This window comes from Sphingomonas sp. (genome assembly GCF_035998645.1).
In the GTDB taxonomy this organism is placed as follows: domain Bacteria; phylum Pseudomonadota; class Alphaproteobacteria; order Sphingomonadales; family Sphingomonadaceae; genus Sphingomonas.
Window position 1 is genome coordinate 573,641 of sequence record NZ_DASYHL010000003.1, and the last position, 25,951, is coordinate 599,591.

Annotated in this window: 22 protein-coding genes; 12 read left to right on the forward strand and 10 right to left on the reverse strand. The window is 65.6% G+C overall.

Annotated features, from left to right (window positions below; all coding sequences use genetic code 11):
- The first annotated feature begins 73 nt into the window (after nucleotides 1–73).
- The gene (locus VGN66_RS06555; protein WP_327518047.1) at nucleotides 74–580 is read left to right on the forward strand and encodes an O-acetyl-ADP-ribose deacetylase; all 507 of its coding nucleotides are present in this window, start codon (nucleotides 74–76) and stop codon (nucleotides 578–580) included.
- Here the strand turns inward: VGN66_RS06555 and VGN66_RS06560 are convergent.
- Together VGN66_RS06560 and VGN66_RS06565 are read right to left on the reverse strand one after the other, a co-directional pair.
- Nucleotides 572–1,264 carry an NnrU family protein gene (locus VGN66_RS06560; protein WP_327518048.1) on the reverse strand — a complete coding sequence of 231 codons (693 nt, stop codon included), beginning with the start codon at nucleotides 1,262–1,264 and terminating at the stop codon, nucleotides 572–574. The two genes, VGN66_RS06555 and VGN66_RS06560, sit on opposite strands and share 9 nt — an antisense overlap.
- Before the next feature lie 23 nt (nucleotides 1,265–1,287).
- On the reverse strand, nucleotides 1,288–2,868 hold the full coding sequence (locus VGN66_RS06565; protein WP_327518049.1) for a peptide MFS transporter: 1,581 nt from the start codon (nucleotides 2,866–2,868) through the stop codon (nucleotides 1,288–1,290).
- A 180-nt stretch (nucleotides 2,869–3,048) separates the two neighbouring features.
- Between VGN66_RS06565 and VGN66_RS06570 the strand changes: the two genes are divergently transcribed.
- Together VGN66_RS06570 and VGN66_RS06575 are read left to right on the forward strand one after the other, a co-directional pair.
- Nucleotides 3,049–3,630: a nitroreductase gene (locus VGN66_RS06570; protein WP_327518050.1), complete on the forward strand. Its 582-nt coding sequence runs from the start codon at nucleotides 3,049–3,051 to the stop codon at nucleotides 3,628–3,630.
- A 70-nt stretch (nucleotides 3,631–3,700) separates the two neighbouring features.
- On the forward strand, nucleotides 3,701–4,057 hold the full coding sequence (locus VGN66_RS06575; RefSeq protein WP_327518051.1) for a GntR family transcriptional regulator: 357 nt from the start codon (nucleotides 3,701–3,703) through the stop codon (nucleotides 4,055–4,057).
- A 124-nt stretch (nucleotides 4,058–4,181) separates the two neighbouring features.
- On the opposite strand, the gene VGN66_RS06580 is transcribed toward VGN66_RS06575, so the two are convergent.
- On the reverse strand, nucleotides 4,182–5,873 hold the full coding sequence (locus VGN66_RS06580) for an acyl-CoA dehydrogenase (protein ID WP_327518052.1): 1,692 nt from the start codon (nucleotides 5,871–5,873) through the stop codon (nucleotides 4,182–4,184).
- 48 nt (nucleotides 5,874–5,921) lie between these two features.
- On the opposite strand from VGN66_RS06580, the gene VGN66_RS06585 reads away from it, so the two are divergent.
- Nucleotides 5,922–6,860, forward strand: coding sequence for an L-threonylcarbamoyladenylate synthase (locus VGN66_RS06585; protein ID WP_327518053.1), 939 nt, complete (start codon nucleotides 5,922–5,924; stop codon nucleotides 6,858–6,860).
- Between the two features lie 100 nt (nucleotides 6,861–6,960).
- Here VGN66_RS06585 and msrA read toward each other — a convergent pair whose 3' ends face one another.
- Nucleotides 6,961–7,506 (reverse strand): peptide-methionine (S)-S-oxide reductase MsrA, encoded by a 546-nt coding sequence (msrA, locus tag VGN66_RS06590; RefSeq protein WP_327518054.1) that lies wholly within the window; start codon nucleotides 7,504–7,506, stop codon nucleotides 6,961–6,963.
- 70 nt (nucleotides 7,507–7,576) lie between these two features.
- On the opposite strand from msrA, the gene galE reads away from it, so the two are divergent.
- From galE to VGN66_RS06605, 3 genes are all read left to right on the forward strand, one after another.
- Nucleotides 7,577–8,578 carry a UDP-glucose 4-epimerase GalE gene (gene galE, locus VGN66_RS06595; protein ID WP_327518055.1) on the forward strand — a complete coding sequence of 334 codons (1,002 nt, stop codon included), beginning with the start codon at nucleotides 7,577–7,579 and terminating at the stop codon, nucleotides 8,576–8,578.
- On the forward strand, nucleotides 8,575–9,198 hold the full coding sequence (locus VGN66_RS06600; protein WP_327518056.1) for a MarC family protein: 624 nt from the start codon (nucleotides 8,575–8,577) through the stop codon (nucleotides 9,196–9,198). The genes galE and VGN66_RS06600 overlap by 4 nt, the downstream gene beginning before the upstream one ends.
- 256 nt (nucleotides 9,199–9,454) lie before the next feature.
- Nucleotides 9,455–11,962: a TonB-dependent receptor domain-containing protein gene (locus tag VGN66_RS06605; protein WP_327518057.1), complete on the forward strand. Its 2,508-nt coding sequence runs from the start codon at nucleotides 9,455–9,457 to the stop codon at nucleotides 11,960–11,962.
- 61 nt (nucleotides 11,963–12,023) lie between these two features.
- Here VGN66_RS06605 and VGN66_RS06610 read toward each other — a convergent pair whose 3' ends face one another.
- Nucleotides 12,024–13,826 (reverse strand): AcrB/AcrD/AcrF family protein, encoded by a 1,803-nt coding sequence (locus tag VGN66_RS06610; RefSeq protein WP_327518058.1) that lies wholly within the window; start codon nucleotides 13,824–13,826, stop codon nucleotides 12,024–12,026.
- Nucleotides 13,827–13,933: 107 nt separating this feature from the next.
- Here VGN66_RS06610 and VGN66_RS06615 point away from each other — a divergent pair, with 107 nt between their 5' ends.
- Both VGN66_RS06615 and VGN66_RS06620 read left to right on the forward strand, forming a co-directional pair.
- Nucleotides 13,934–14,314: a GtrA family protein gene (locus tag VGN66_RS06615; RefSeq protein ID WP_224921476.1), complete on the forward strand. Its 381-nt coding sequence runs from the start codon at nucleotides 13,934–13,936 to the stop codon at nucleotides 14,312–14,314.
- Nucleotides 14,315–14,317: 3 nt separating this feature from the next.
- Nucleotides 14,318–15,049: a class I SAM-dependent methyltransferase gene (locus VGN66_RS06620; protein WP_327518059.1), complete on the forward strand. Its 732-nt coding sequence runs from the start codon at nucleotides 14,318–14,320 to the stop codon at nucleotides 15,047–15,049.
- A gap of 157 nt (nucleotides 15,050–15,206) precedes the next feature.
- Here the strand turns inward: VGN66_RS06620 and VGN66_RS06625 are convergent, their stop codons facing one another.
- From VGN66_RS06625 to VGN66_RS06635, 3 genes are read right to left on the reverse strand one after another with little or no spacing between them, the layout of a single operon-like run.
- Complete coding sequence (locus VGN66_RS06625) at nucleotides 15,207–16,328, reverse strand: tetratricopeptide repeat protein (protein ID WP_327518060.1); 1,122 nt, start codon at nucleotides 16,326–16,328, stop codon at nucleotides 15,207–15,209.
- Between the two features lie 30 nt (nucleotides 16,329–16,358).
- Nucleotides 16,359–17,795: a D-alanyl-D-alanine carboxypeptidase/D-alanyl-D-alanine endopeptidase gene (gene dacB / locus VGN66_RS06630; protein ID WP_327518061.1), complete on the reverse strand. Its 1,437-nt coding sequence runs from the start codon at nucleotides 17,793–17,795 to the stop codon at nucleotides 16,359–16,361.
- The gene (locus tag VGN66_RS06635) at nucleotides 17,792–18,871 is read right to left on the reverse strand and encodes a glycosyltransferase family 2 protein (RefSeq protein WP_327518062.1); all 1,080 of its coding nucleotides are present in this window, start codon (nucleotides 18,869–18,871) and stop codon (nucleotides 17,792–17,794) included. The genes dacB and VGN66_RS06635 overlap by 4 nt, the downstream gene beginning before the upstream one ends.
- Before the next feature lie 143 nt (nucleotides 18,872–19,014).
- On the opposite strand from VGN66_RS06635, the gene VGN66_RS06640 reads away from it, so the two are divergent.
- Nucleotides 19,015–21,195, forward strand: coding sequence for a TonB-dependent hemoglobin/transferrin/lactoferrin family receptor (locus VGN66_RS06640; RefSeq protein WP_327518063.1), 2,181 nt, complete (start codon nucleotides 19,015–19,017; stop codon nucleotides 21,193–21,195).
- A gap of 25 nt (nucleotides 21,196–21,220) precedes the next feature.
- Nucleotides 21,221–22,204 (forward strand): DUF6607 family protein, encoded by a 984-nt coding sequence (locus VGN66_RS06645; protein ID WP_327518064.1) that lies wholly within the window; start codon nucleotides 21,221–21,223, stop codon nucleotides 22,202–22,204.
- A 514-nt stretch (nucleotides 22,205–22,718) separates the two neighbouring features.
- Here the strand turns inward: VGN66_RS06645 and VGN66_RS06650 are convergent.
- Together VGN66_RS06650 and VGN66_RS06655 are read right to left on the reverse strand one after the other, a co-directional pair.
- Nucleotides 22,719–24,806, reverse strand: coding sequence for a bifunctional (p)ppGpp synthetase/guanosine-3',5'-bis(diphosphate) 3'-pyrophosphohydrolase (locus VGN66_RS06650; RefSeq protein WP_327518065.1), 2,088 nt, complete (start codon nucleotides 24,804–24,806; stop codon nucleotides 22,719–22,721).
- A gap of 101 nt (nucleotides 24,807–24,907) precedes the next feature.
- The gene (locus VGN66_RS06655; protein ID WP_224921482.1) at nucleotides 24,908–25,213 is read right to left on the reverse strand and encodes a CC_3452 family protein; all 306 of its coding nucleotides are present in this window, start codon (nucleotides 25,211–25,213) and stop codon (nucleotides 24,908–24,910) included.
- Nucleotides 25,214–25,358: 145 nt separating this feature from the next.
- Between VGN66_RS06655 and VGN66_RS06660 the strand changes: the two genes are divergently transcribed.
- A complete protein-coding gene (locus VGN66_RS06660) occupies nucleotides 25,359–25,853 on the forward strand; it encodes a winged helix-turn-helix transcriptional regulator (RefSeq protein WP_327518066.1) in 495 nt (164 codons plus the stop codon).
- Nucleotides 25,854–25,951 lie beyond the last annotated feature (98 nt).

Here is a 25,951-nt window from a genome sequence, read left to right on the forward strand (position 1 = left end):
GCCTCATCGACATTCCTGAAGAGTCGCTGTCAGCGCCTTGACCCATGCGAAGGCGCGGTCGAAACGGTGCATCATGCGCATCGAACTGGTCCAGACCGACATCACCAAAATCGCCGTAGACGCCATCGTCAACGCGGCAAACAGCTCGTTGTTGGGAGGGGGAGGCGTCGATGGCGCGATCCATCGTGCGGCTGGACCTGGACTCTTGGAGGAATGCCGGAAGCTCTACTCCCTGGGCGGCTGCAAGACCGGCGATGCGAAGATCACGGGGGGCTATGCGCTTCCCGCGCGATACATCATCCATACGGTCGGCCCGGTGTGGCAGGGCGGGGCGAAGGGAGAGGCCGAGCTTCTGGCCCGCTGCTACCGGCGCTGCTTCGAAATCGCTGCGGAGCGAGGGATCACAAGCATCGCGTTCCCTGCGATCAGTTGTGGCGTATTTCGCTATCCGATTGATCAAGCCGCGATCATCGCGGTGCGCGAAAGTCGTGCAGCGATCCAGGAGCGAACGGATCTACACGTTACCTTGGTCGCCTACGCCACTGATATCCACCACGCGATCGAGGCGGCCCTAGCTTAGCCAGCGCCACACGCCCGCCGGCATATCCGCCAGCGGAAGATGCGCCCAGGTCGCGCCGAGCCACAGGAATGTGCCGCCGACCAGCGCGATCGTACCCGGCCAGGCCGCGGCACCCTGCGCGCGGCCCTGTGCGATGGCGACGAAGGGCCAATAGCTCGTCACATTCTGCCAGCGCGGCCAGAAATCGGGCTGGAGCCGTCGCTTCTTGCCGTCCTGCAACGCCGCGCCGACCAGCGCGAGCAGGCCGATGCTGGACGCCAGCACGATCTGCGCCGGTTGCGGGAAGACGAGGATATGCGCCAACGCCCACAGGCCAAAGCTCCACATCATCGGATGACGGGTGATCGCGAACACCCCGCGCGGGCGCGGCACCGCCTTGGGCTTTCCGGTTGGGTCGGGAAGGGCGGGGTTGCCGATCAGCGATCCGACCAGCAGCACCGAAGCTAGGAACATGATCGCGCTGGCGACCGCCCACAGGCGGTCATCGACCGCCCACAGCGGTGCTGCGTCCGGCATCCGTCCATAGACATGCGCCATCCAGCCCAATGTGGCGAAGGCGACCAGAGAGTAGATCCCAAGAAAAAGCCGCTCGCCGACAGCGTCGACCAGTGGCTTTCGCAAGGGGTGGGAGAGGAGGAAATGGGTCCCCAGAAACGCCGCACAGGCCGCGATCAGAATACCCACTTTCCCCTCCCGGTTTCAGACGATCAGCGTGTTTCGTCCTTGATGTTGATGCCCGGCGCCTGCGGCTCGGCAAGTTCCGCCGTGCCCGCCAGATCGTCGTCCTTCAGCGTGTCGAGATGCATCAGCTTCTTGACCAGCGGCGAGATCAGCACGACCGCGACGCCAAAGCCGATCGCGACCCAGCCGACCGTCGTATAGACGTCGAGCACGACCGCCTTGTTCGCGCCTTCGCCCGCCGCAGCCTCGGACCCCGTCGCCGCCGCGATCAGGCCCGCGGCGAAGTTGCCGGTCGCCGATGCGAAGAACCAGGTGCCCATGATCAGGCTCGCCATGTGCGCGGGAGCCAGCCGGTTCATCGCGCTGAGGCCGACCGGCGACAGACACAGCTCACCGGTGGTGTGCAGCAGGTAGATCAGGAAAATGAAGATGACCGGGGTCAGGTTCTCCATGCCCGCTGCCTGCGAACCCCAGACGAGGACGAGGAAGCCAAGGCCAAGCTGAAGCATCGCCAAGCCGAACTTGGCCGGGGTCGAGGGCTCAAGTCCGCGACGGCCAAGATAGGTCCATGCCGCAGCGAACAGCGGCGCGAGTAGCACGATGTAGATCGCGTTGATCGACTGGAACATCGATGCCGGGACGCCCGCACGATCGACATAGCGATCGGTGAACAGGTTGAGCGACGAACCGGCCTGTTCGAACAATGCCCAGAACAGGATCGAACCGAGAATCAGGAACATCGCCGCGAAGATGCGGTCGCGCGCCTCGCGGTCCAGCTTCACGACAGCCGTGAACAGGACATAGCCGACGAGCAGTGCGCCCGCGACCATCAACAGCCAGCCGATCACCGCCTGATACTGGATCAGCTGCCAAATGCCGACCACGGCGGCGACGCCGATCAGGTAGAGCAGCCATTCGAACTTGATGCCGAGCACCGACTTCTTGAGCGCTTCGGCATCGGGTGCTTCGCCCTTGCCCATCAGCAGCGGCTTGCCGATCACGAACACGATCAGGCCGAGCAGCATGCCGACGCCCGCCGCGCCGAAGCCGTAGCTCCAGCCATAGGTCTGGCCGAGATAGCCGCAGAGCAGCGAGCCAAGCGCCGCGCCGAGGTTAATCCCCATGTAGAAGATCGTGTACGCGCCATCGCGCCGCACGTCGGTGCGCGGATAAAGCTGGCCCACGATCACCGAGATATTGGCTTTCAGAAAGCCCGAGCCGACGATGATGAAGGACAAAGCGAGCCAAAAGATGTTGAGCGCGCCGCTATCGGTCCCGCCATCACCCTCGAATCCCATCAGGAAGTGCCCGAAGGTCAGCAGCACCGCGCCGTACAGCACTGCCTTGCGCTGGCCCAGATAGCGATCGGCGAGATAACCGCCGAGCACCGGGGTGATGTACACCAATGCGGTGTATGCGCCGTAGATGACGCCCGATTTTTCGTCCGAAAACAGCCAGTGCTGGGTCAGGTAGAAGATCAGCAGCGCGCGCATGCCGTAGTAGGAAAACCGCTCCCACATTTCGGCGAAGAACAGGATGAACAGGCCGAGCGGATGACCCAATAAGGTCCGCTCGCCGCCCGCTGCGGCTGCTGATGTGTGCGCCATCGGCACGAAACTCCCTGACATTTATTGGCTCTGGGGCCGGATGGCGGGGAGACTAGCGGCGAAAACCGGCATGTGAAGCATGATTGTTACAGCGGAAACCGTGATCGGCTCGGCTTGGCCCATTGCGACTCGCTCGCAATGGGCCTTTGCGGCGCGGGATCGGCGCGCTAACGGGTGGGAATGAGCTTCAACGACACCACCACCCCGCTTTCGCTCCTGCGCACCCGCCGTTCGGGCAAGGCGCGCGATCTGGTCGCGCCCGGCCCGGATGCGGCGCAGCTGCGCGACATTCTGGAAATCGCCGCGCGCACGCCCGATCACGGCAAGCTCGCCCCGTGGCGCTTCGTGGTGGTGCCGCAAGAGGCGCGCGATGCCTTTGCCGCGGCGCTGGTCGATGCCTATCGCGCCGAACGCCCCACCGCCGCGCGGCTGGAGATTGAGGCGATGGAACAGTTCGCGCGGCAATCGCCGACGCTGGTGGTCGTCCTCTATTCGCCCAAGGTCGGCAGCCACATCCCGCTATGGGAACAGGAATTGTCGGTCGGCGCGGCGACGATGAACCTGCTCCACGCTGCTCATGCGATGGGGTTCGCGGGCAACTGGCTCACGGGCTGGGCCACCTTCAGCGATGCGGTGCGCGACCTGTTCGGTGCCGCGCCCGAGCGGATTGCCGGATTCATCTATATCGGCACCCAGTCCAAGCCCCTGGAGGAGCGCCCCCGGCCCGATCTCGACGCAATCGTGTCGAATTGGGTAGGTTGAGCGTCAGATGGTTTCAGTAGAAACCCTATTGGGTCTGGAACTTGTCTGCCCCATGCTGTATTAAGTCACCATGACAGCGCTCGAACATGAAGACAGCCCGGTTTACCTGAAGCTGCGTGCGACGATCGCAACCGCGATCCTGCGCGGCGAATACCGGGCGGGGGATCAATTGCCATCGGTGCGCGCGCTCGCCGCCGAACATGGCGCCAACCCGCTGACGGTGGCCAAGGCGTATCAGAGCTTTCAGGACGACGGCTATGTCGAGGTCCGCCGCGGCGTTGGCATGTTCGTGCTGGCGGGTGCGGTCGAACGGCTGAAACTCGCCGAGCGCGACCGCTTCCTCACCGGCTATTGGCCCAAGGTGCGCGATCATATCGCGTTGCTCGGCCTGAGCGCGCACGAACTGCTGGATCGCGAGATCGCCTGATACTCTCGCTGGTCACCCCGGCCTTGTGCCGGGGTCCACGGTGCCGTCACTCCAGCGATAGAGGCTCTAGCGCCGCGCTTGCGGACTGGTGGACCCCGGCACAAGGCCGGGGTGACAGCTTCGGTTATGCCGCGAACATCTCCGCATCGACCGCGTAGAGCGCCTCCGCGTTCGCCATCGCCGATGCTTTCAGGCCCATTGCTTCGGGCACGATCTGAGCGACGTAGAACCGCGCTGCCGCAACCTTCATCGCCAGGAACGCCGGGTCGCCTTCGGCCCCGGCCGCGATCCGGCCCTGCGCTTCCATCAGCCAGCCGCACACCGCGACCGAGAGCATGGTGAGGAACGGGTAGCTGCCCGCCAGCCGGTCATCCATGTCAGCCGCCAGCATGTGCCGCGTGACATCCTCGCACGCGTCGATCAGCGCGATCAGCCCGGCGTCTTGCGCATCGGCCTTCATCCGCGTGAGCAGCGCCAGCAAGGTAGCGCCGCCATCCATGTTGAGCTTGCGCCCGACCAGATCGGCGGCCTGGATGCCGTTGGTGCCTTCATAGATCGGGGTGATGCGCGCGTCGCGGAAATGCTGGGCGGCGCCGGTCTCCTCGATATAGCCCATGCCGCCATGCACCTGGATGCCGATGCTGGTCACTTCACAGCCGATGTCGGTGCCATGCGCCTTGGCGAGCGGGGTGAGCAGGTCGAGCAGCGCGCGCGCCTGTGCGTCGCCGGCATTGGCGCGATCGACCTGCGCCGCCGCCAGATAGACCAGCGCGCGCGCGGCCATGGTCTGCGCCTTCATCCGCATCAGCATGCGGCGGACATCCGGGAATTCGACGATCGTCGCGGGCTTGCCCTCGCGCACGCCCTGCACCCGGTCGCGGGCATAGGCGACGGCGCGCTGGGTCGCGCGCTCGGCGACCTGCACGCCCTGCAGCCCCACGTTCAGCCGCGCATTGTTCATCATCGTGAACATCGCGCGCATGCCGCCCATTTCCGGGCCAATCAGCTCGCCGACACAATCGCCATTGTCGCCGAAGCTGAGGACGCAGGTGGGGGAGGCGTGGAGGCCCATCTTGTGCTCGATCGACACCACGCGGACATCGTTGAAGTCGCCGGGTGTGCCATCGGCGTTCAGGCGATATTTCGGCACCAGGAACAGCGAAATGCCCTTGGTCCCCGCAGGGGCCCCCGGCGTGCGCGCCAGCACCAGATGGACGATATTGTCGGCCAGATCATGGTCGCCAAAGCTGATATAGATCTTGGTCCCGCTGATGCTCCACGTGCCGTCGGCACGCGGCTCGGCCTTGGTCTTGAGCGCGCCGACGTCCGATCCGGCCTGCGGCTCGGTCAGGTTCATCGTTCCGGTCCACGCGCCGGTGGCGAGGTGCGGCAGATACGCCGCCTGCTGCTCGGGCGTGCCATGGTGCATCAGCGACTCGATCGCGCCGACGGTCAGCGTCGGGCACAGCGCAAAGCCCATATTCGCGCTGCCCAGCGTCTCCAGCACCGCGGTCGACAGCGCGAAGGGCAGCCCCTGTCCGCCAAAGGCTTCCGGCGATCCGATCGTGCCCCAGCCGCCCTCGACATAGGCCTGATACGCCGCGCGATAGCCATCGGGCATGGTCACGCCTTCAGGCGACCATTTCGCGCCGACGGTATCGCCCGCGCGGTCGAGCGGCGCCCATTCGCCCGCGGCGAACGCGCCTGCACCTTCGAGCACCGCATCGAGGATGTCGGATTCGACGCCCAGGTCCGCGATTTGCGCGACATGTTCCAGCACGAAACGCTGTTCGGCGATGGCGGGGGTGAAGCTCATTTCGTCCTCTCTCTTGCAGCGCTTTTGTCAGCGCTATAGCCATCGGAAATGACCGCGCCAAATCCCCGCATCTTACCCTACGGCGAGGCTGCCATTGCCGAGGCCGCCGCGATCATCGCAGCGGGCGGATGCGTCGCGACTCCGACCGAGACGGTGTACGGACTCGCCGCCGATGCGACCAATGCAGAGGCGGTGGCGGGCATCTATGCGGCCAAGGGGCGGCCCAGCTTCAACCCGCTGATCGTCCATGTCGCCGATCGCCGTGCGGCAGAGGCGATTGCGATGTTCGACCGTGACGCGCGCGCACTCGCCGATGCCTTCTGGCCGGGGCCGCTGACATTGGTGCTGCCGCTGCGCCCCGATGCGGCGATTGCGGGGCTGGTCACGGCGGGGCTTTCCACCGTCGCGATCCGCGTGCCACAGCATCGCGCGATGCAGGCATTGCTTGCCGCCTGCGGAACGCCGCTCGCCGCGCCGTCCGCAAATGCCAGCGGCACGATCAGCCCGACCCGCGCCGCGCACGTCGCCGCCTCGCTCGCAGACCGCGTGCCGCTGATCATCGACGATGGCGCGACTAGCGGCGGGATCGAATCGACCATCGTCGCGGTCGGCGCGCAACCGCGCCTGCTGCGCCCCGGCCCCGTGTCGGCGGCGGCGATCGAGCGGGAGATCGGGCGCTGGCTGGGGGCGGCAGGGGACACGATCGAAGCGCCGGGCCAGCTCGCCAGCCACTATGCCCCGCGCAAGCCGCTGCGGCTCAATGCGATCGAGGCGCGGGACGGCGAGTGGCTGATCGGGTTTGGCGCTGTCAGCGGCGATGACACGCTTTCGGCCAAGGGCGATCTGACCGAGGCCGCCACCCGCCTGTTCGACGCGCTGCACCGCGCGGATGCGTCGGATCGTGCGGCGATTGCCGTCGCGGCGGTGCCGGAGGACGGGATCGGCATCGCGATCAACGATCGGCTGAAACGCGCGGCCACCTGCTAAACAGTTGTCGCCCCGGGCTTGACCCGGGGCAGGGCTTCTTCTGCCAAGCCGGCGTGAAGAGGCAGCCCAGCCCCGGGTCAAGCCCGGGGCGACGATAGGGTTACGCTCCAGATTTCGCCTTAAGCCGCTCGGCAAAGCTCTTGCGCAGCTTGTTCAGCTTGGGCGGGATGACGCCGAGGCAGTAGGGGTTCCGCTGCCCTTCGCCTTCCCAGTAATTCTGGTGATAGTCCTCGGCCGGCCACCAGGTGTCGTTTGCCTCGATCGTGGTGACGATCGGGGCGGGCCATTCGCTCGCATTGCGTTCGATCCCGGCGCGCGCCGCCGCTTCCTGCTCGGGCGACTGCGGGAAGATTGCCGAGCGATATTGCGTGCCGACATCGCCGCCCTGACGGTTGAGCGTCGTCGGATCATGCGTCGCGAAGAAGATGTCGAGCAGGTCGTCATAGCGCAGCTGCTGCGGATCGAACGTGACCTTCAGCGCCTCGGCATGGCCGGTATTGCCGCCGCACACCGCCTTGTAGGTCGGGTTGTCGACATGGCCGCCGATATAGCCGCTTTCGACCGACTCGACGCCGATCAGGTCCTTGAACACTGCCTCAACACACCAGAAGCAGCCGCCCGCCAAAATCGCGGTTTCGGTAGTCATTCGCTTCAACTCCTTGCTACGAGGCCCAAGATAGGATTGAGCGCAACGCTCAACTAGGGGTGAGACAAAGATGCGCGACGGCACGGTGATGGTGACGGGTGGAGCTGGCTATATCGGCAGCCATGCGGTGCTCGCGCTGCTCGATGCGGGCTGGCGTGCGGTCGTGCTCGACAACCTCGTCACCGGCTTTGACTGGGCGGTCGATCCGCGCGCGTCGCTGGTGGTTGCCAACATCGCCGATGTCGAGAAGGTCCGCGCAGCACTACGCGAGCACAATGTCACCGCGATCATGCATTTTGCCGGGTCGGTGGTGGTGCCGGAATCGGTCAGCGACCCGCTCAAATATTATCGCAACAACACCGCCGCCAGCCGCAGCCTGATCGAGAGCGCAGTGGCCGAGGGGGTGAAGCACTTCATCTTCTCCTCCACCGCCGCCACCTATGGCATCCCGGAAGTGGTACCAGTGCGCGAGGATGCGCCGAAGCAGCCGATCAACCCCTATGGCATGTCCAAGCTGATGACCGAGGTCATGCTGAAGGACGTCGCCGCCGCGCACCCGATCAACTATTGCGCGCTGCGCTATTTCAACGTCGCGGGCGCCGATCCGCAGGGGCGCAGCGGCCAGAGCACGGCAGGTGCGACGCACCTGATCAAGGTCGCGGTCGAAGCGGCGACCGGCAAGCGCGACGGGGTTTCGGTGTTTGGCACCGATTTCGCGACGCCGGACGGCACCGGGGTGCGCGACTACATCCATGTCAGCGACCTTGCCGCCGCGCATGTCCATGCGCTCGACCTGCTGATCGCCGATCCGGGCAGCAGCCACACGCTCAACGCCGGCTATGGCCGCGGCTATTCGGTGCTCGAGGTGCTCGATGCCGTCGACCGCGTGACTAATGTCACGATCGACCGCCGACTTGAGGGCCGTCGCGCGGGCGATCCTGACGAACTGGTGTCGGACAATCGCGCGATCCTCGCGGCACTGCCGTGGCGACCGCAATATGACGATCTCGACCGCATCGTCCGCGATGCGCTCGCCTGGGAACGCACGCTGGCAGAGAGGCAAGTGCAATGATCGAGCTGTTCCTGTCCGCCTTTGCGATGCTGTTCGTGGTGATCGACCCGCCGGGCTGCGCGCCGATCTATGCCGGCCTGACCAAGGGTGCACTCCCCAATCAGCAGCGCGCGATGGCGATCCGCGCGGTGATGATCGCGACCGCGATCCTGCTGGTGTTCGCGCTGGTGGGCGAAGCGCTGCTGCGCACGCTCGGCATCAGCCTCAGCGCGTTCCGCATCGCGGGCGGGATCATGCTGTTCATCATCGCGCTCGAAATGGTGTTCGAAAAGCGTCAGGAGCGTCGCGAGGACCGCGCGGAAAAGGTGATGCAGACGCCGGAAGTCGAGGACGTCTCGGTCTTCCCGATGGCGATGCCGATGATTGCGGGGCCCGGCTCGATCGCGACGATCATGCTGCTGGTCTCACGCGCGGATGGTCCGGGCCAGACTGCTGCAGTGTTCGGCGCGCTGGCGCTGGTGCTGGCGCTTACCCTGCTCGCATTGCTCGCTGCGGGGCCGCTCATGCGGATCCTTGGCGCGAAGATCGAATCGGTGATCACCCGCCTGCTCGGCGTGCTGCTCGCCGCGCTTGCGATCCAGTTTGTCGTCGACGGGTTGAAGCAGAGCTTTGGGGTGTGACGGACCGCAAGGATGCGCGGATCCCGGCGGTGTGATGTGCTGATTAAGACGGCTGATCGTTTCCTGTATAAGGGATAGTTGGGGGAATATGTATTCTTACCGTTAATCGTTGATCTTAAAGTAACCATACTAACGGTTGGATGGGTTCTGCATCGCGCGCTGCTGTCCGACGTATTTCTACATAGCCTGACAAAGATCGCGCTTTAATCGACCAGGCACCATTGGCCCACCACCTTTCCTAATCATGGGGCCCGTGGTGAAAAAGACCAAAGCATTCCTTCTTGTATCCGCAGCACTGTGTGCGCTGCCCGCCTATGCCAATGAGGAGGCTGATACCGCAGACCGCACCTCCGGTAGTGCGACAGAGGCACCCGCCAAGAAGCAGTCGTTCACCACGGGCGTCGCCAAGGGCCGCGACCTGCTCGACACCGCGATTTCGGCGAGCACTCTCGACGACGCCGAAATCCAGAAGATCGGCACGCGCTCGATCACCGAAGTCCTCAGCAACATTCCGGGCATTCGCGCCGAGACGGGCGGAACCGACGGGCTGACGGCGATCACGATCCGTGGCCTGCCGCTGGCGGCGGACGGGTCGAAGTTCCTCCAGATTCAGGAGGACGGCCTGCCGGTCATGGAGTTCGGCGACATTCACTTCGCCGCGACCACCGCCTTTCTGCGGACCGACCTCAGCCTGTCGCAGGTGCAGGCGATTCGCGGCGGTTCGGCCTCGACCTTCTCGTCGAATTCGCCGGGCGGCATCGTCAACTTCATCTCCCGGACGGGCGAGGAAGAGGGCGGCATGATCCAATTGTCTTCGGGTCTCGACCATGAACTCGGCCGTGCCGATTTCAACTATGGCGCGCGGCTGAGCGACAGCGTCCGGTTCAATATCGGTGGTTTCTATCGCCAGGGCGAAGGGCCGCGTGACGCGGGTTACAACGCGTTCCGCGGCGGGCAGGTGAAGTTCAACATCACCAAGACGCTGGGCAGCGGCTTCGTGCGCCTCTACGCGAAGTATCTGGACGATCGCGAGCCCAATTACGGGCTGGTTCCGGTGCGGCTGACCGGCACCAATTCCGATCCCGAATATGCGGCGCTTCCGGGCTTTGATCCGCGCCGGGCCACGCTGTCGGGGTCGCGGTACCGCGGCGCGACGCTGTCGGTCGATCAGGACAACAACCCTACCACGATGGATCGGCGCGAGGGCAATCGCAGCAAGGTCTCGTCGCTCGGGCTGGAGGCGCAGTTCGACGTCGCTGGCTGGACGCTGAGCAACCGCGTCCGCTATGCCCGGATTTCCGGCAGCTATAACGAAACCCTGCCCAGCGCGACGCTGCCCGCGCCAGTCTTTGCGATGGCGTTCGGCGGACCCGGCGCATCGCTCCGCTACGCCACAGGCCCGAATGCGGGCACGACGATTTCGCCTGCCAGCACGATCAACGGAAATGGGCTGGTCGCCAATGCGATCGACATCAATGCCCAGATCAACAGCCTGGACAATTTTACCAACGACCTGCGTGGCAGCCGCGTCTGGAACTTGGGGAATGGCAAGTTGACGACCACTGCCGGCTTCTACGCGTCGTCGCAGGACGTCGATCTCTATTATGATTTCGGCAACAGCGCCTATGATCTGGCGTCGGACGGCAACAGCGCCTTTATCGATGTGGTTGCGGCGAATGGCACCCCGGTCAGCGAGGGCGGCGTCCTGAGCTATGGCATCTTTGGCGGTAGCGGCTACCATCGGCGTTACGACCTGAACTATCGCGTCTATGCCCCTTATGGCTCGGTCAACTATCAGCAAGGCCCGCTCGCCGTGGGCGCCAGCCTGCGCTATGATTTCGGGAAGGTGAGCGGCACGCTCTATGGCGCGGATCTCGGCGGGAACCGCGTCGGTCTTGCCGCGATGGACCTCAATCGCGACGGCGTGATTTCAGGCCCTGAATCCGCGGTTGCGGTGCTCCCGCTCGCCCAGCCGGGCTTCGCCGATTACGATTATGGCTATGCCTCCTATTCGGTCGGGGTGAACTATCGCCTGGCCGAGCCGGTATCGCTGTTCGCACGCTACAGCCGTGGCGCCCGCGCCAGCGCCGACCGGCTGTTCTTCTCGCCGACAGTCGATCCCGCATCGGGCAAGCTGACGGACGACAGCGCGGCCTATGCGCCGGTCAAACAGGCCGAGGCCGGGGTCAAGCTCCGCAAGCCGGGCATGACCCTGTTCGTCACCGGTTTCTGGGCATCGACCAAGGACAAGAACCTGCAGATCGGTGCCGACGCGACCGGTGCGGTTGCGCTGATCACGATCGACCGGTCGTACAGCGCCAAGGGCGTCGAAGTGGAAGGCCTGTTCGAACGCGGGCCGTTCAGCCTGCGCGTCGGTGCGACCTATACCAAGGCAACGATCGACAGCGACCGGACCGATCCGACCGCCGTTGGCAACACGCCGCGGCACCAGCCCGACCTGATCTTCCAGGCGATGCCGCAATATCAGACCGGGCTGTTCTCGATCGGCGCCAATATTCTCGGCACGACCAGCAGCTATGCACAGGACAGCAACCTGCTGAAACAGCCGGGTTATGTGATCGTCAGCCCGTTCCTTCAGGTCCGGCCGACCGCGCGCGTCGAACTGAGCCTCAATGCGTACAATGTGTTCGACAAGCTGGCGCTGGTGCAGGTCGGTTCGGCGGCGGTCCCGGCATCGGGCATCGTCAATGCCCAGACGCTCAACGGGCGGACCATCACCGGCTCGGTCCGCTTCAGCTTCTGAACCCTTCGCGAGGGGTGACGCAGCGCGTCGCCCCCTGCGCTTCCCCCATGCGATCGCCCGTTCAGCGGTCGTACCGGATCCGCCACAGCCGATATGGCGCGCCCTTGGGCAGCGTCACCGGCTCCAGCCACTGCGGAACCTTGCCCTTGGCGAGTTGCCCGTAGAAGCCATCCTTCTCCCGCGCGCGATAGACGGTCGTCTCTGCCATGTTGGGGCAGACCAGCAAATACTGCGCGCCATAACGCTTTGCGATGCCGCGAAATGCCTCGGGCTTGCCGGTAAAGGCATGGTGGACGTCGAGGATCGCGCGTTCGTTGCGGTGGTATGGCCCGGCGATGCCCTTGTGCCGCGTCATCACGATCAGGCGCGGGCCAAGGTCGACATGGGTGAACAGGGTCGAGGGGGGCAGGGTGCGGTCGAGCGTCCGCATTGCCGGAGCGCTGGCGCAGCGGCTGTTGGCCTTGCTCACCGTCGCGCGATATTTGGTCGGCGGCGCGCTGACGGGCAGATATTTGACGACGAAGCCGGCGAACAGCCCCGACACCAGCAGAAACGCCGCGACCGACCCCAGCACCCGCACCAGCATCCAGCGCTGCCCCAGGAACCACGGCACGATCGTCCAGGCGAGCCAGCTCGCGCCCGGCACCGCCAGCAGCTGCGCCGCCGGTCCCGCGCGCACCTGCCACAGCAGCATTGCGCCGGCAAAGGCGGTGAACAGCCCGATTGCAACCCACGCAACCAGCTGGTCGGCAGTCTTCGCGCGCCATGCGGCAAAGCCCGCGCCGATGATCCCGATCACCGGAAGCACCGCCATCGGGAAGGCCATGGTGAAGCTGTGCTTGTAGATTGGCCGCGCCTCACGGACATTGTTGAGCCAGGTGGTGGCGAGCTCGTCCGACACGCCCTCCGGGCGCTGCAGGCAGTTGGGGAACAGTCCGGCGAACCCGCCCGCGACGATGCCGCCCGCGACTACCGCCAGCCCCAGCCGGGCAAGGCGATTGGCGGGGTTGAGCAGGCTCAGCCCGAACAGCAATGCGCCCGCGACGACCATCACCGACAGCCACACCGGCGTCAGCGCGTCGCAACGCATCGCGTAATTGGCGTTGGACGCGAACAGCGCGAACCCCGCGCTGCTCCCGCCCGCAAGGCTCAGGCCATAAGCGCGCATTCGCGACACTTCATCGCGATCCCATACCCAGCGCAGCGCGACGATCGCGCCGGCCATCGCGCAAAAGGGCAGCAGCTCCAGCCCGATCGTCAGCGATCCCGCGCTGGCGAGGCCGACGGTCAGGCCCCCGCGCATCCGCTGAGTATCCGCGATGCCCATGACGGCGAGCGCGAGGAAGGCGAGCTGCCAGCCATGATGGTCGATGCGCAGCGGCACGAACTGCGCCATCGTCGCGGTACAGCCGAGCAGGATCAGGATCGACAGCGGCCAGGCGGCGGGCGCGATCAGGCGGCGCACCGCAGCACCCATTGCCAGCATCGTCACGGCAAGCGGGAAGAGCGGGGCGATCCCCACCGCCAGCCGCTCGGCCATCGCCGTGCCGGTGAACGGCTGGAACAACAGGATCAGCGTGGCGATCGGCAGATCGACCAGACGCGACCAGTGGATGTCGAGGCCGCCCGGCGGGCTCAGCCGGTACTGCCGCAGGTCATACCAGTCCTGCCCGGCGAGCAGGCCGCGCACCTGCATCAGCCGCATATTATCGTCGGTGTCGCTCAGCGCCAGCGCGTTGACCAGCCCCCAGCGTTGCCACAGATACCAGCCGCCGATGACCGCCCAGGCGAGCAGCGTCCAGCGCACCCAATGCGTCCGCAGTTCCCGTTCGAGGTCGAACCCCGCGAATCGTCTCGAACTCAAAACCGCTTCCCCTTCCGCAGCGCGAGCATTAGGGCGGCGCGCGACTTCAGGGCAAGGCGGGCGTGGCTTCACTCATTCAACGAATTGGCGATTTGCGGCGGAGCGGGATGCTCGGCCAGCTGATCCGCTTCGGTATCGCGGGGGGCATCTCCACCGTGATCTATTCGGCCGTGTATCTGCCATTGGTGTGGTGGGTGTTCCCCAACCTTGCCGTTGCGGCGGTGCCGTTCGCCTTTGCGGTCGCGGTCACCTGCGGCTTTTTCCTGCACAGCTTCTGGAGCTTCAAGGGGCATGGCAGCCGCGACAATAGCGGGCGCCAGCATTTCAAATTTCTGATCGTTCAGGGCTTTGGGCTGCTGCTCAATGCGCTGTTCACTTGGGTGCTCGCCGACCTGATGCACTATCCCGAATGGGTGCCGCTGATCCCGATTGTCACGGTTACGCCCGTCGCGACATTTGCACTCAACCGCCAATGGGTGTTTGGATAATTCATGGACCGCATCGTTTACGACCGCATGGCCGAGCATGATTCCACCCATTGGTGGTATGTGGCGCGCCGCGACATCCTCGCCGATTATATCGCGCGCTATGTTCAGCCGCCTGCGGGTGCGCGGATCCTCGAGATCGGATGCGGCACCGGGCATAACCTGCCGATGCTCGGTGCGTTCGGCACGGTCGACGCGATCGAGATCGACGAGGCCGCACGCACCGTCGCCAGCGCGCGGCTGGGCAAGGAAGTCGGCACCGCGCCATTGCCCGAGCTGAGCGGGGTGGCCGAGGGGCAATATGACCTGATCGCGGTGCTCGACGTGGTCGAGCATGTTGAGGACGATGTCGCCGCGCTCGCGGGGATGGCGAAGCGGCTCAAGCCCGGCGGGACGATCCTGATCACCGTCCCCGCGCATCAATGGATGTGGAGCGCGCATGACGTGGTGAACCACCACAAGCGCCGTTACTCCAAGGCCACGCTGACCGCCGCGCTCGACAAGGCGGGCCTCAAATGGCGCAAGCTGCGGTGGTTTAACTCGCTGCTGTTCCCCGCTGCGGTCGCCGCGCGACTGGCGGGCAAGCTGCGTGGCAAGGACGACAGCGACGATTCGCCGCCGCCGGGGCCGCTCAACTGGGCGTTCGAGAAGATTTTCGGGCTGGAGCGCCATCTGCTCGGCCGCCTGCCAATGCCGCCCGGCCTGTCGATCATCGTGCTGGCACAGCCGAAGGGTTGATCTTCGAAGATAATCCTCCCCCGCCAGGGGGAGGTGGCGCCGCAGGCGACGGAGGGGGAGGACAGCTGCGCCCTCTCGACCGTCGTGCTTCCTCCCCCTCCGTCAGCTGCGCTGACACCTCCCCCTTGCGGGGGAGGATCGGGGTGCTCCTGCGCAACTACGGCGCTGGCGCTTCGATAGGCTCAGCGCGAACGGAGGTGAGGCGGGACAGCCGCCACGCCACCCGGATGCTCGTCGCGAAGACGGGGGCATAGCTGCGCAGCTCATTGCTCGCCGCCGCGTCGAAGGTGCGGAAGCGCGCCTGTGATGCCATCGCCCCGGCCATCGCCGCGCGCAGCCGGGTCCGCGCCTCGGCCTCGCGGCCCGGTCGGGTGGCGAGCAGGTCGCCCAGGCTCCACTCGCCGACGATCCGATCGCGATTGTCGGGCGGCAGGAACCGCGCCTTGATCGCGACCGCCTGGCGATAGCGCGCCTCGGCCTCGACCGGCATCCCGGCGGCGCGGTAGTTGGCGGCCAGACCGTTGAGGAGGTTGGCGACATCGGGATGGTCCGCCCCCGAAGCGGCGGTGAACATCCGCATCGCCTCGTCCAGCAGGTCGCGACCCTGCGCCAGAAAGGCGCGTTTGCGCAGCGGGTTGAGTCCGCCGTTCGCGTCCTGATCACTCGGCGCGACCACCGAACGCGTCGCCCCGGCGCGGCGCCGGAACATCGGCGGGATCACCGTGGCCGTGGCCATGCGGTAGAAATTATTGCCGCGATTGTTGAGCAGAATGGCAAGGTCGGCATCGCCCTGCACCCGCGCGATGACGATTGCCTCGCCGAACAGCGGGTCGGCGTCGAACGCCTTGCCCTGCGCCGCCAGCACCTCGGCCAGCGTATTGAGCGCCCAGGCCAGCTCCATGCCGACGGCCGGCACCAGCCCACGCTGAATGTCGAGCGAGCGCCGCGCGAGCGCTTCCGCCTCGCCCAATGCACCCCGCGCCATCGCCAGCGAGGCGAGTTGCCGCAGGCTGCGCGCGGTGTCGCCATGCTTCTCGCCGCGCTTTGCCAGACGGATTTCAAATGCGCGGCGGTAAAAGGGTTCGGCATCGGCGAGGCGCAACTGCATCGCGAGATTGTCGGCCAGCTTCTCCGCCGCATCCGCTGTCGCCACGGTGCCAGCGCCGCGCCGCTGTGCCTGTTCGTAGCTGGATCGGCGCGCGCGTTCGGCGTCGGCATAGCGACCGGCGGCCTCAAGCGAAGCCGCATCCTGAACCAGCATCATCGCGGCGAGCAGCATGGCCTATCCCCCGGTCGGGGCGGCGTGGCCTCAGTTCGCCTCGGCGACCGCCACCAGCGCCGCGTCGATCATCGGTGTCCCCGACGCATCCCCCGGTACATCATTGGCATAGGCGGCGAAGCTGAGCAATTTCCCGCTCTTGGCCACCATATAGCCGGCCAGCGCATTGGTCGCGTTGAGCGATCCGGTCTTGGCAAAGACGCGACCTTCCAGCGCCGTGCCCTTGAACCGTCGCGCCAGCGTGCCGTCGACGCCACCAATCGGCAGCGTCTCGCGCCACGCCGTGCCCCAGGGCTGGCGCGCGATCCAGTCGAGCAGCGTCACCATGCCGCGCGGGGCGATGCGGTTATAGGTCGACATGCCCGAGCCGTCGGAAAAGTCGAACGCGGTGCGCGACACCCCGGCGGCGGCGAACATCGCGGCGACCTTTGCCTGCCCGTCAGCGACCGATCCGGTGCCATCGATCAGGCCGGTGCGGCGCAGCAGCAGTTCGGCGTGGAGGTTCTGGCTGACCTTGTTGATCGTGCGCACATCCTCCGCCAGTGGGGGCGGGGTCAGCGCGGCGACCCAAACCGGTTCGGGCGGGCGTGGCGGGATCGCACCGCGCTGCTTGGGATCGTCCGACCGGTCGGCCGCACGATAGCGCGACGTCACGGTGCCGCTGACCGTGACCCCGCGCTCGCGCAGCAAGGCCGCGAACCGCCACGCCGCATAATGGGCCGGATCGTCGATGCCGAAGCGCAGCGTCTGCGGCTTGGCATCGGCGGCGATCGTGCCAGTCACGCGGATCGCGCGGTCGAACGGCAGGCGGTTGAAATTGATGTCGGTCTTGCCGCCCGCGACGGTGACGACGCGATTGTCGATCGTCACATAGCCGAGATGGTCAAAGCGCGCTGGCTCGCCCGGCTTGCCCGGGGTGACGGTCGCGACCAGCTCATTGTCGTCGAGGGTCAGCGCCGAATTGGCGGTGCCGGAGCGCGACGGGATGTTGTTCCAGCTCATCCCCGCGCTCCAGCGCTCGTCGGGGAACAGGGTCGCGTCGCCGGTGATATTGCGGACGCGCCGGATGCCCGCCGCGATGGCGTTGGCGAGCTGGCTCAGGCAGTTGGTGACGCAATCCGCTGCGCTCGACAGCCGCGCGTCGCCGCGCCCGGTGAGGATCACGTCCTTGCCCGCGAACCGCACCGCCGCGCCGCCGCTGGCGTCGGGCGCAATGATCGCGTCGGGCATCGCCCACCATGCGGCGGCGGTGGTCACGATCTTGGTATTCGATGCCGGGATGAAGCGCTCGTCAGGGCGGATCGCCACGATCTCACGCCCCGCACCGTCGCTGACGACCAGTCCGAAGCGGGTGCCAGTCGGGGCCTTGGCGAACTCTGTCTCGACCCGATCACGCAGCGTCGGCGCGTCCTGCGCCAGAACCGGCGCTGCCAGCGCAAGCGCGACGAGGGCGAATACGGTCCTCACAGCAGCGTGGGCGGCTCGGACTTGCGCTTCGGCGCCTTGGCCGGCGCGGGCTCTTCCACATCGGCGCGCGGCGGCGCGAAGGGGGCGACGGTCACTTCGCCGGAGTCCTGAAAACGGTAGCCAAGCGAGGCATGGCCCTTCACCGGCCCCGCGACATCGGCGACGAGGTAAAGCGGCCGCCGCTTCGATTCGACATACAGCCGTCCCAAATACTCGCCGATCATGCCAAGCACGAACATCTGCACCGCGCCAAGGAAGACGACGACCAGCAGGGTCGAGGTCCAGCCCTGCACCGCGTTGCCGAACAACCAGCCGACGACGATGTAGAGGAACAGCAGCACCGACAGGCCGGTGAGCGCCAGGCCGACATGGCTGGCAAAGCGCAGCGGCGCGGTCGAGAAGCCGGTCACCGCGTCGAGCGCGAAGCGGACCATCTTGGCCAGCGGATACTTCGTCTCGCCAGCGTGCCGCTCATGCCGGTCATAGACGAACGGCACCTGACGGAAGCCGACCCAGGCGACCATGCCACGGATGAAGCGCGCCTGTTCAGGCAGCGACAGGAAGGCGTCGAGCGCGCGACGGCTCATCAGGCGGAAATCGCCGGTGTCGAGCGGGATCGGCGTGTCGGTGATCCGGTCGAGCATGCGATAGAACAGCGCGGCGGTCGCCTTTTTGAAAAACGTCTCGCCATCGCGCTTGCGCCGCACCGCATAGACCACGTCCGCGCCCTGTTCGCGCAGCGTCGCGCGCATGTCGGACAACAGCTCCGGCGGGTCCTGCAGGTCCGCGTCGATCACCAGGATCTCGTCGCCCGCGCACAGGTCTAGCCCTGCGGTCAGCGCGAGCTGATGCCCGTGATTGCGCGACAGATTGACCGCTACGAGATGCGGGTCGGCGGCCGACAGCCGCTGCATCACCGACCAGCTGCCGTCGCGCGATCCGTCATTGACCAGCACGATTTCATAATCGTCGCCGACCGCCGCGCGCGCAGCCGCGGAGATGCGGCCATGCAGCAGCTCGAGGCAGCCTTCTTCATTGTAGCACGGCACGACGACCGAGAGCTTTGGACGTTGCATGCGGCGGTCTTAGCGCGGTGCGCGGCCCTCGTCATGCGGGATTTGTGCGCGGTTTACGCTGGCCCGGTTGACACCCGTAACGACCCCGCCTACCCGCATCGCAAATGAGAATCACTCGCATTCGCATATTGAAGGGGTATCGTATGAAGTCGCATTGGATCGTCCTCGTCTCGGGAGTCGCGCTCACGGCGCTGTTCGCCACGCCAGTCCTGGCCAATGACGCGGAGGCCGATCCCAAGGACATTGTCACCGTGACCGCAACCCGCACCCCGGTCGCAACGCAGGATGCCCCGGCCACGGTCAGCGTGATCGACGCGGAGCAGATCGCTGACGAACTGGTCACCGACATCAAGGAACTGGTGCGGTTCGAGCCCGGGGTGAGCGTCCCGCGCCAGCCGACCCGTTTCGGCGCGGCGCTCGGCACCACCGGTCGCGCGGGCAATGAAGGCTTCACCATCCGCGGCCTCGGCGGCAACCGCGTGCTGATCCAGGTCGATGGCGTGCGCGTCCCCGATGGGTTCAGTTTCGGCGCGCAGGGCGTCGGGCGCGGCGACTATGTCGATCTGGGCCTGATCAAGTCGGTCGAGATTCTGCGCGGCGCATCCTCCGCCCTTTATGGCAGCGACGGGCTCGCGGGCGCGGTCAGCTTCATCACCAGCGATCCCAAGGATCTGCTGCGCGACGGCCAGAATGTCGGGGGACTGGTTCGCGCCGCCTATTCCTCCGCCGATGACGAATTCAGCGAGACCGCGATCGTCGTGGGCCGCTCGGGCGACTGGTCGGCGATGGCGGCGTACACCCGCCGCGACTTCCACGAATATGAAAATCAGGGGACGGTCGGCGGCACCGGTACGGCGCGGACGCAGGCCAATCCGCAGGACGGGCGATCGAACGCCGCGCTGGGGCGGCTGGTCTATGAAAGCGGCGGGCATCGCTTCCGCCTGACCGGCGAGTATCTCGATACGCACCTCTTCACCGATGTGCTGACCGGTCACGCGACCACCCCGCCGCCGCTCTCTGCGTCCAGCGTGCTCAATCTCGATGCCACCGACACCGGACATCGCTGGCGCACGGCGCTCGACTGGACCTGGACCGGGGACGGCACGATCGAGTTCGCCCGGCTGGCGGCCTATCTTCAGGATTCGCAGGACAGTCAGTTCACCGCCGAGGACCGCAACACCTCTGCCGATCGTACTCGGCTGAACATTTTCGAGAACCGCGTTTATGGCGCATCGGGCGAGGCGCGGTTCAACTTCGGCTCCGCGGATCTGCCGCTGCGCGTGATCGTCGGCGGAGACATCAGCCAGACCGAGCAACACGGGCTGCGCGACGGCACCGTTCCGCCGGCAGGAGAGACCTTCCCGACCCGTGCCTTTCCCGACACCGATTACACGCTGGTCGGCCTGTTCGCGGCGGGTGAGGTGACGCTCGGCCCGGTGACGCTGCACCCCGCGCTGCGCTTCGACCATTTCGACCTGTCGCCGGACATGAGCCAGACCTTCCCCGGCATCACCCCGGTCGCGCAATCGGGTTCCCACGTATCGCCCAAGCTCGGCGCGGTGGTGAAGCACGGCAACCGCGTCCGCCTGTTCGCCAACTATGCTCAGGGGTTCAAGGCGCCCGAGCCGAGCCAGGTCAACGCGTTCTTCGGCAATCTCGGCTTTGGCTATATCGCCGCGCCCAGCCCGGATCTGCGCCCCGAAACCAGCGCCAGCTTCGAGGCGGGCGTGCGCTTCCTCGGCGACAATGTCCGGCTCGACGTCACCGCCTTCCATGCCGATTATGACGACTTCATCTCGCAGGAGGTGGTCGGTGGCAGCTTCACCCCCACCGATCCGGCGATCTATCAATATATCAACATCGACAAGGCCGAGGTTGAGGGCGTCGAGGCGAAGTTCGAGGCGTGGAGCGACACCGGCTTTACCGGTCGTCTCGCCATTTCCTACGCGACTGGCGACGAGATTGCGCCCGGCGGCACCCGCTCGCCGTTGCTGACGGTCGATCCGCTCAAGGTCGTGATCGGCGCGGGTTGGCGCGATCCGGGCGGGCGGTTCGGCGGACAGGTGATCGCCACGCACAGCGCGAAGAAGGAAACCGACCGCGCCGGCGGCAACTACACCCCGCCGTCGTTCACCACGCTCGACGTGACAGCGTTCGTGAAGGTCACCGACAGCGTCACGCTGCGCGGCGGCGTCTTCAACCTGACCGACGAAACCTATGCCTGGTGGAGCGATGTGCGCGGCCTGTCGCCGACTTCCACCATCAAGGACGCCTACACCCAGCCGGGCCGCAACGGCAGCGTGTCGGTCAGCTTCCGCTTCTGAACAACGACATAAAACGGAGGGTAAGATGAAACACTGGATTCGACTGAGCATCGCCGCCGCGCTGATGACCGCGACGGCCGCCCCGGCACTGGCCGACGGCCCGGTACGGGTGCGATCGCCCGAGGAAGAAAAGGCAATTTTCGAAGCCGATCGCCGCGACATTCTGGCGATGGCGGGCAACTACAAGGTGCGCTTCGACATGCGCGAATCGACGCCGTGGCGCGAGGGCTATGTGCCGATCGAGGCGAAGATTTCGGGCGGGCATGAATCGGTCCGGGTGATCGAGGATACCGGCCGCATCATCCGCCTCCAGCACCTCTTGGTCGTCAGCCATGAAGGCAAGGATCATGTCATCAAACATTGGCGGCAGGACTGGGAATATGAGCCGGAGAAGGTGCTGGTCTATTCCGGCCCGGACAGCTGGGCTTGGGAAGAGGTGCCCGAACGGATGCGCGCGGGCCGCTGGTCGCAAACCGTGTATCAGGTCGATGACAGCCCGCGCTATGGCGGCTGGGGCCAGTGGACGACCGAGGCGGGCGTGCGGCGCTGGCGCTCCAACTGGACGTGGCGCCCGCTCGCCCGCCGCGATGCGATCCGCGGGCCGGTCTATGACCGCTATCTCGGCATCAACCGCCACCAGAGCTTCCCCGGCGGCTGGGTCCATTGGCAGGACAACACCAAAATGGGCCAGTTCGACGGCAAGCTCGAACCGGTGGTGCAGGAATATGTGCTGAACACCTACACCAAGTTCGACGGCTACAGCGTCAAGGCGGCGGACGATTATTGGGCGGCGACCAAGGGCTATTGGGCCGCCGTGCGCGGCGAATGGGACCGCATCGCCGCCGCCAAGAATGGCATCCGCATCACCGAAGCGGCGGAATCCGGCACCCTGATCGCCAGCCGCCTGCTGGAAATCGCGGGCGACGTGCAGAGCGGCAAGCTTGCCGAAGCTGAGGCGATCAAGACCGCCAAAGCACTGATGGATCAGGCGACCAAGGCTGCCAACTGAACCAGACCCTCCGGCCCGCGCGAACGCGCCGGTTCCTGCCCGCCCCGGATCAGCCCCCGGGGCGGGCGTTTTCTTGGCGTCGGGCCAGGAACGCGGTCACCACTCCAGCACGTAAGGTTAGGGCAAGGTGGGATATTGTTTGCTTTGCGCCCATCCTATGCCGAATAAGCCCTAACCCAGTTGGTTCAGTGAGATCGTGCAGAAATGCCGCATGTGAAGATCAGCGTCTTCGAACGGAAGGGGCTCAACGAAACCCTCGTGGAAAGTCGATTTGTGGAGATTGGGACGGAGCGTAGGCTAACTGGCGCGATCGTGAGACGTGTCCTTAGCCGAGAGTTTCCGGAGCTTGGCTATATTGGCTTATTGTCAAAGACAGATCGGGGATGGGCTGCGCGGCGCACCGTGAGACCGGTAGGTGGCTGCGATTATCATTACATCTGGCAATATTACTACGTGACGGCAGCCTGATCGAGCTCCTCTGATTGCCGTCGCGCTACCTGCAGCTAGGATGGTGTCAAACCCGCTCCGCCGAACTCACCGCGTCGGCTGCGCGCAGCGCCGCGATCAGCTTCATCAGATGCGCGGCGTCGCGCACCTCGACGTCGATCATGTTGGTGTGGAAGGTCGTGTCGCGGGTGTCGAAGCGGATGTTGAGGATGTTCGCCTTGTGCTGGCCGAGCAGCGTCGCGACCATGCCGAGCGCGCCGGGTTCGTTCTTCAGCGTCACGGCAAGGCGCGCGGTGCCGCCCTCCGCCTTGTCGCCCCAGCCGATATCGACCCAGTCCTGATCCTCGACCGCGTCGAGTTTCGGGCAGCTGATCTGGTGGATTTCGATCGGCGCGCCGGGCTGGCGCACGCCGACGATGCGGTCGCCGGGGACGGGATGGCAGCAGGCGGCAAGGGTGAAGGCGACTCCGGGGGTGAGGCCCTTGATCGAGATCGGCACGCGCTGCACCGGCTGAAGCGCGGTTTCGTCCTCGGTCGATCCGGGCATCAGCGCTTCCATCACCTGCGCGTCGGTAACCTTCTGGCGGGCGATTGCCTCCATCAGCGTGTCGGCATCGTCGAGCTTGAGGCGGGTCAGCGCGGCGCCCAGCGCCTCCTCGCCGATCGGCACGGGCAGGCGGCCGACAATGTCGTCATAGAGTTTGCGGCCGAGCGCGATCGACTCGTCGCGCTCCTTGTGTCGTAAATGGCGGCGGATCGCGGCGCGTGCCTTGCCCGTGATCGCGAAGTTCAGCCAATTGTCCTGCGGCCGCTGCGCCTTGGAGCGCAGGATCGCGACCTGATCGCCCTGCGCGATTTCGGTGCGCAGCGGGACGACGCGGCCATTGACCTTCGCGCCCACCGCCTGATCGCCAAGGTCGGTGTGGACCGCATAGGCAAAGTCGATCGGCGTCGCGCCCTTGGGCAGCTGGATCAGTTCACCCTTGGGCGTGAAGGCGAAGATGCGATCCTGGTACATCGCCATCTTGGTGTGTTCTAGCAGCTCCTCGGGGCTTTCGGCCTGTTCGAGGATGTCGACCAGATCGCGGATCCAGCTGACCTGCGTGTCAGGGCGCACTGCGTTCTGCTTGTACGACCAGTGCGCAGCGAGGCCGTGTTCGGCTTGGCTGTGCATTTCGCGCGTACGGATCTGGATTTCGACGCGGGTGTCGCCGGCATGGATGATGCTGGTGTGCAGCGAGCGATAGCCGTTGCGCTTGGGCGTCGAGATATAATCCTTGAACCGCCCCGGCACCATCGGCCAGCGGCGGTGGATGATGCCGAGCGCGCGATAGCATTCCTCTTCGGTGCCGACGATCGCGCGGAACGCCATGATGTCGGACAGCTGTTCGAAGCTGACGTGCCGCTCCGACATCTTCTTCCAGATCGAATAGGGGTGTTTCTCGCGCCCCGAAATCTCCGTCTCGACCCCACCGCGCGACAGCAGCAATTTGAGGCCGGACCCGATCTTGGCGATGCGATCCTCGCCCTCGACGGTCAGTGCCGCGAGCCGCTTGGTGATCGATTCATGCGCTTCGGGTTCGAGCTGCTGGAAGGCGAGCGTCTGCATCTCCTTCATGAACTCGTACATGCCGATCCGCTCGGCGAGCGGGGCATAGATGTCCATCGTCTCGCGCGCGATCCGCCGCCGCTTATCGGGCTTCGGGATATGATGCAGCGTGCGCATATTGTGCAGCCGGTCGGCGAGTTTGACCAGCAGAACGCGGATGTCGTCGGACATGGCGAGCAGGAATTTGCGGAGATTCTCCGCCGCGCGCTCGCTCTCGGTCTGCGCCTCGATCTTGGACAGCTTGGTCACGCCATCGACCAGGCGCGCGACGCTCGGCCCGAATTTGGCGAGGATCTCTTCGGGGGTAGCGACCGTATCCTCGATCGTGTCGTGCAGGATCGCGGTCGCAATCGTTTCGTCATCGAGGTGCAGGTCGGTCAGGATGCCGGCCACCTCGATCGGGTGGCTGAAATAGGGGTCGCCATTGGCGCGCTTCTGACTGCCATGCGCGTGCATCGAAAACACATAGGCGCGGTTCAACAGCGCTTCATTGGCTTCGGGGTCGTAAGACAGGACCCGGTCGACGAGTTCATATTGACGCAGCACGGGTTCAAGATGGGGGCGAGCGGTGCTGCTTTGCAACAGGTTTCAAACGACTGCGGGCACCGGCGCCGCCGATGCCCGCGTAGCTGTGGCGCGAAAGTGACTTACTTGGCGCGCGCGTTGCAGGCGGCGAGCGCCTCTGCGTCGAACGCGGTGCCACCGACGGTGAAGGTGGTCAGTGCGCCGACGCGCTGCACGACACGCTCGCACATCACCTTCTCGCTCATCGTCGACTTGGGTGCGGCGCAGGTGCCGTCCTTGCACTTCCAGACGGTGGTCTGGGTGATGAAGCTGGCCTTCTTCGGCGCCTCTGCCGGCGTGGCGGTATAGTGGCCCGACTGGGCGAAAGCGGGGGTCGCGGCGCTGGCGAGGCAGAGCGCGGCAGCGGCGATCGGGGCGAAGCGGATCATGATACTCTCCCTGGGGTGCACTGCAACAAAGGTTGCGAAACGCCACTTACTCGGATAGATTTTCAGTTGCAACTAGAAACCGTTGCTGCACCGCAAGGAACTTATCGCGTTGTGCAATGGTCAAAATAAGGTAGATTTGGCGGTCATGGGCCACAACGGACTGCGAGAGCCGCTTCGACAGCTCGCCACCAACTGCAGCCTTCCGGCAGCGCTGGAGGCGATGGGAGAGCGCTGGTCATTCCTGATCTTGCGCGCCTCGTTCAACGGCCTGTATCATTTCGAGGAGTTCCAGTCGGAACTCGGCATCGCGCGCAACATCCTCGCCAATCGGCTCGCGCGGCTGGTCGATCACGGTATCCTGGCGCGCCAGACGTGCGATGATGACCGGCGCAAGGTCGAATATCGCCTGACCGAAAAGGGCTTCGCGCTGCTCCCGACCATGGTTGCACTGCGGCAATGGGGCGAGCGTTGGGAGACTTGCATGCCAGCCACGCCGGTGCTGGTCGATGCGCGCGATCATCGCCGCATCGCACCGGTTCAGGTGCGCAGCCATGACGGTCGCGTGCTGGGCAAGCACGACCTGCTGTGGTCGCTGCCTGAGGATGTGGTGGGCGAGGCTGCAGCAGAGGCTGCCGAGTAATGCGAGCCTAGGGCATTTACGCCTGCTTGCCCTGAGCTTGTCGAAGGGCGGCTTCCCGTCCTCGCTTAACGCAGGAACGGTGCTTCGACAAGCTCAGC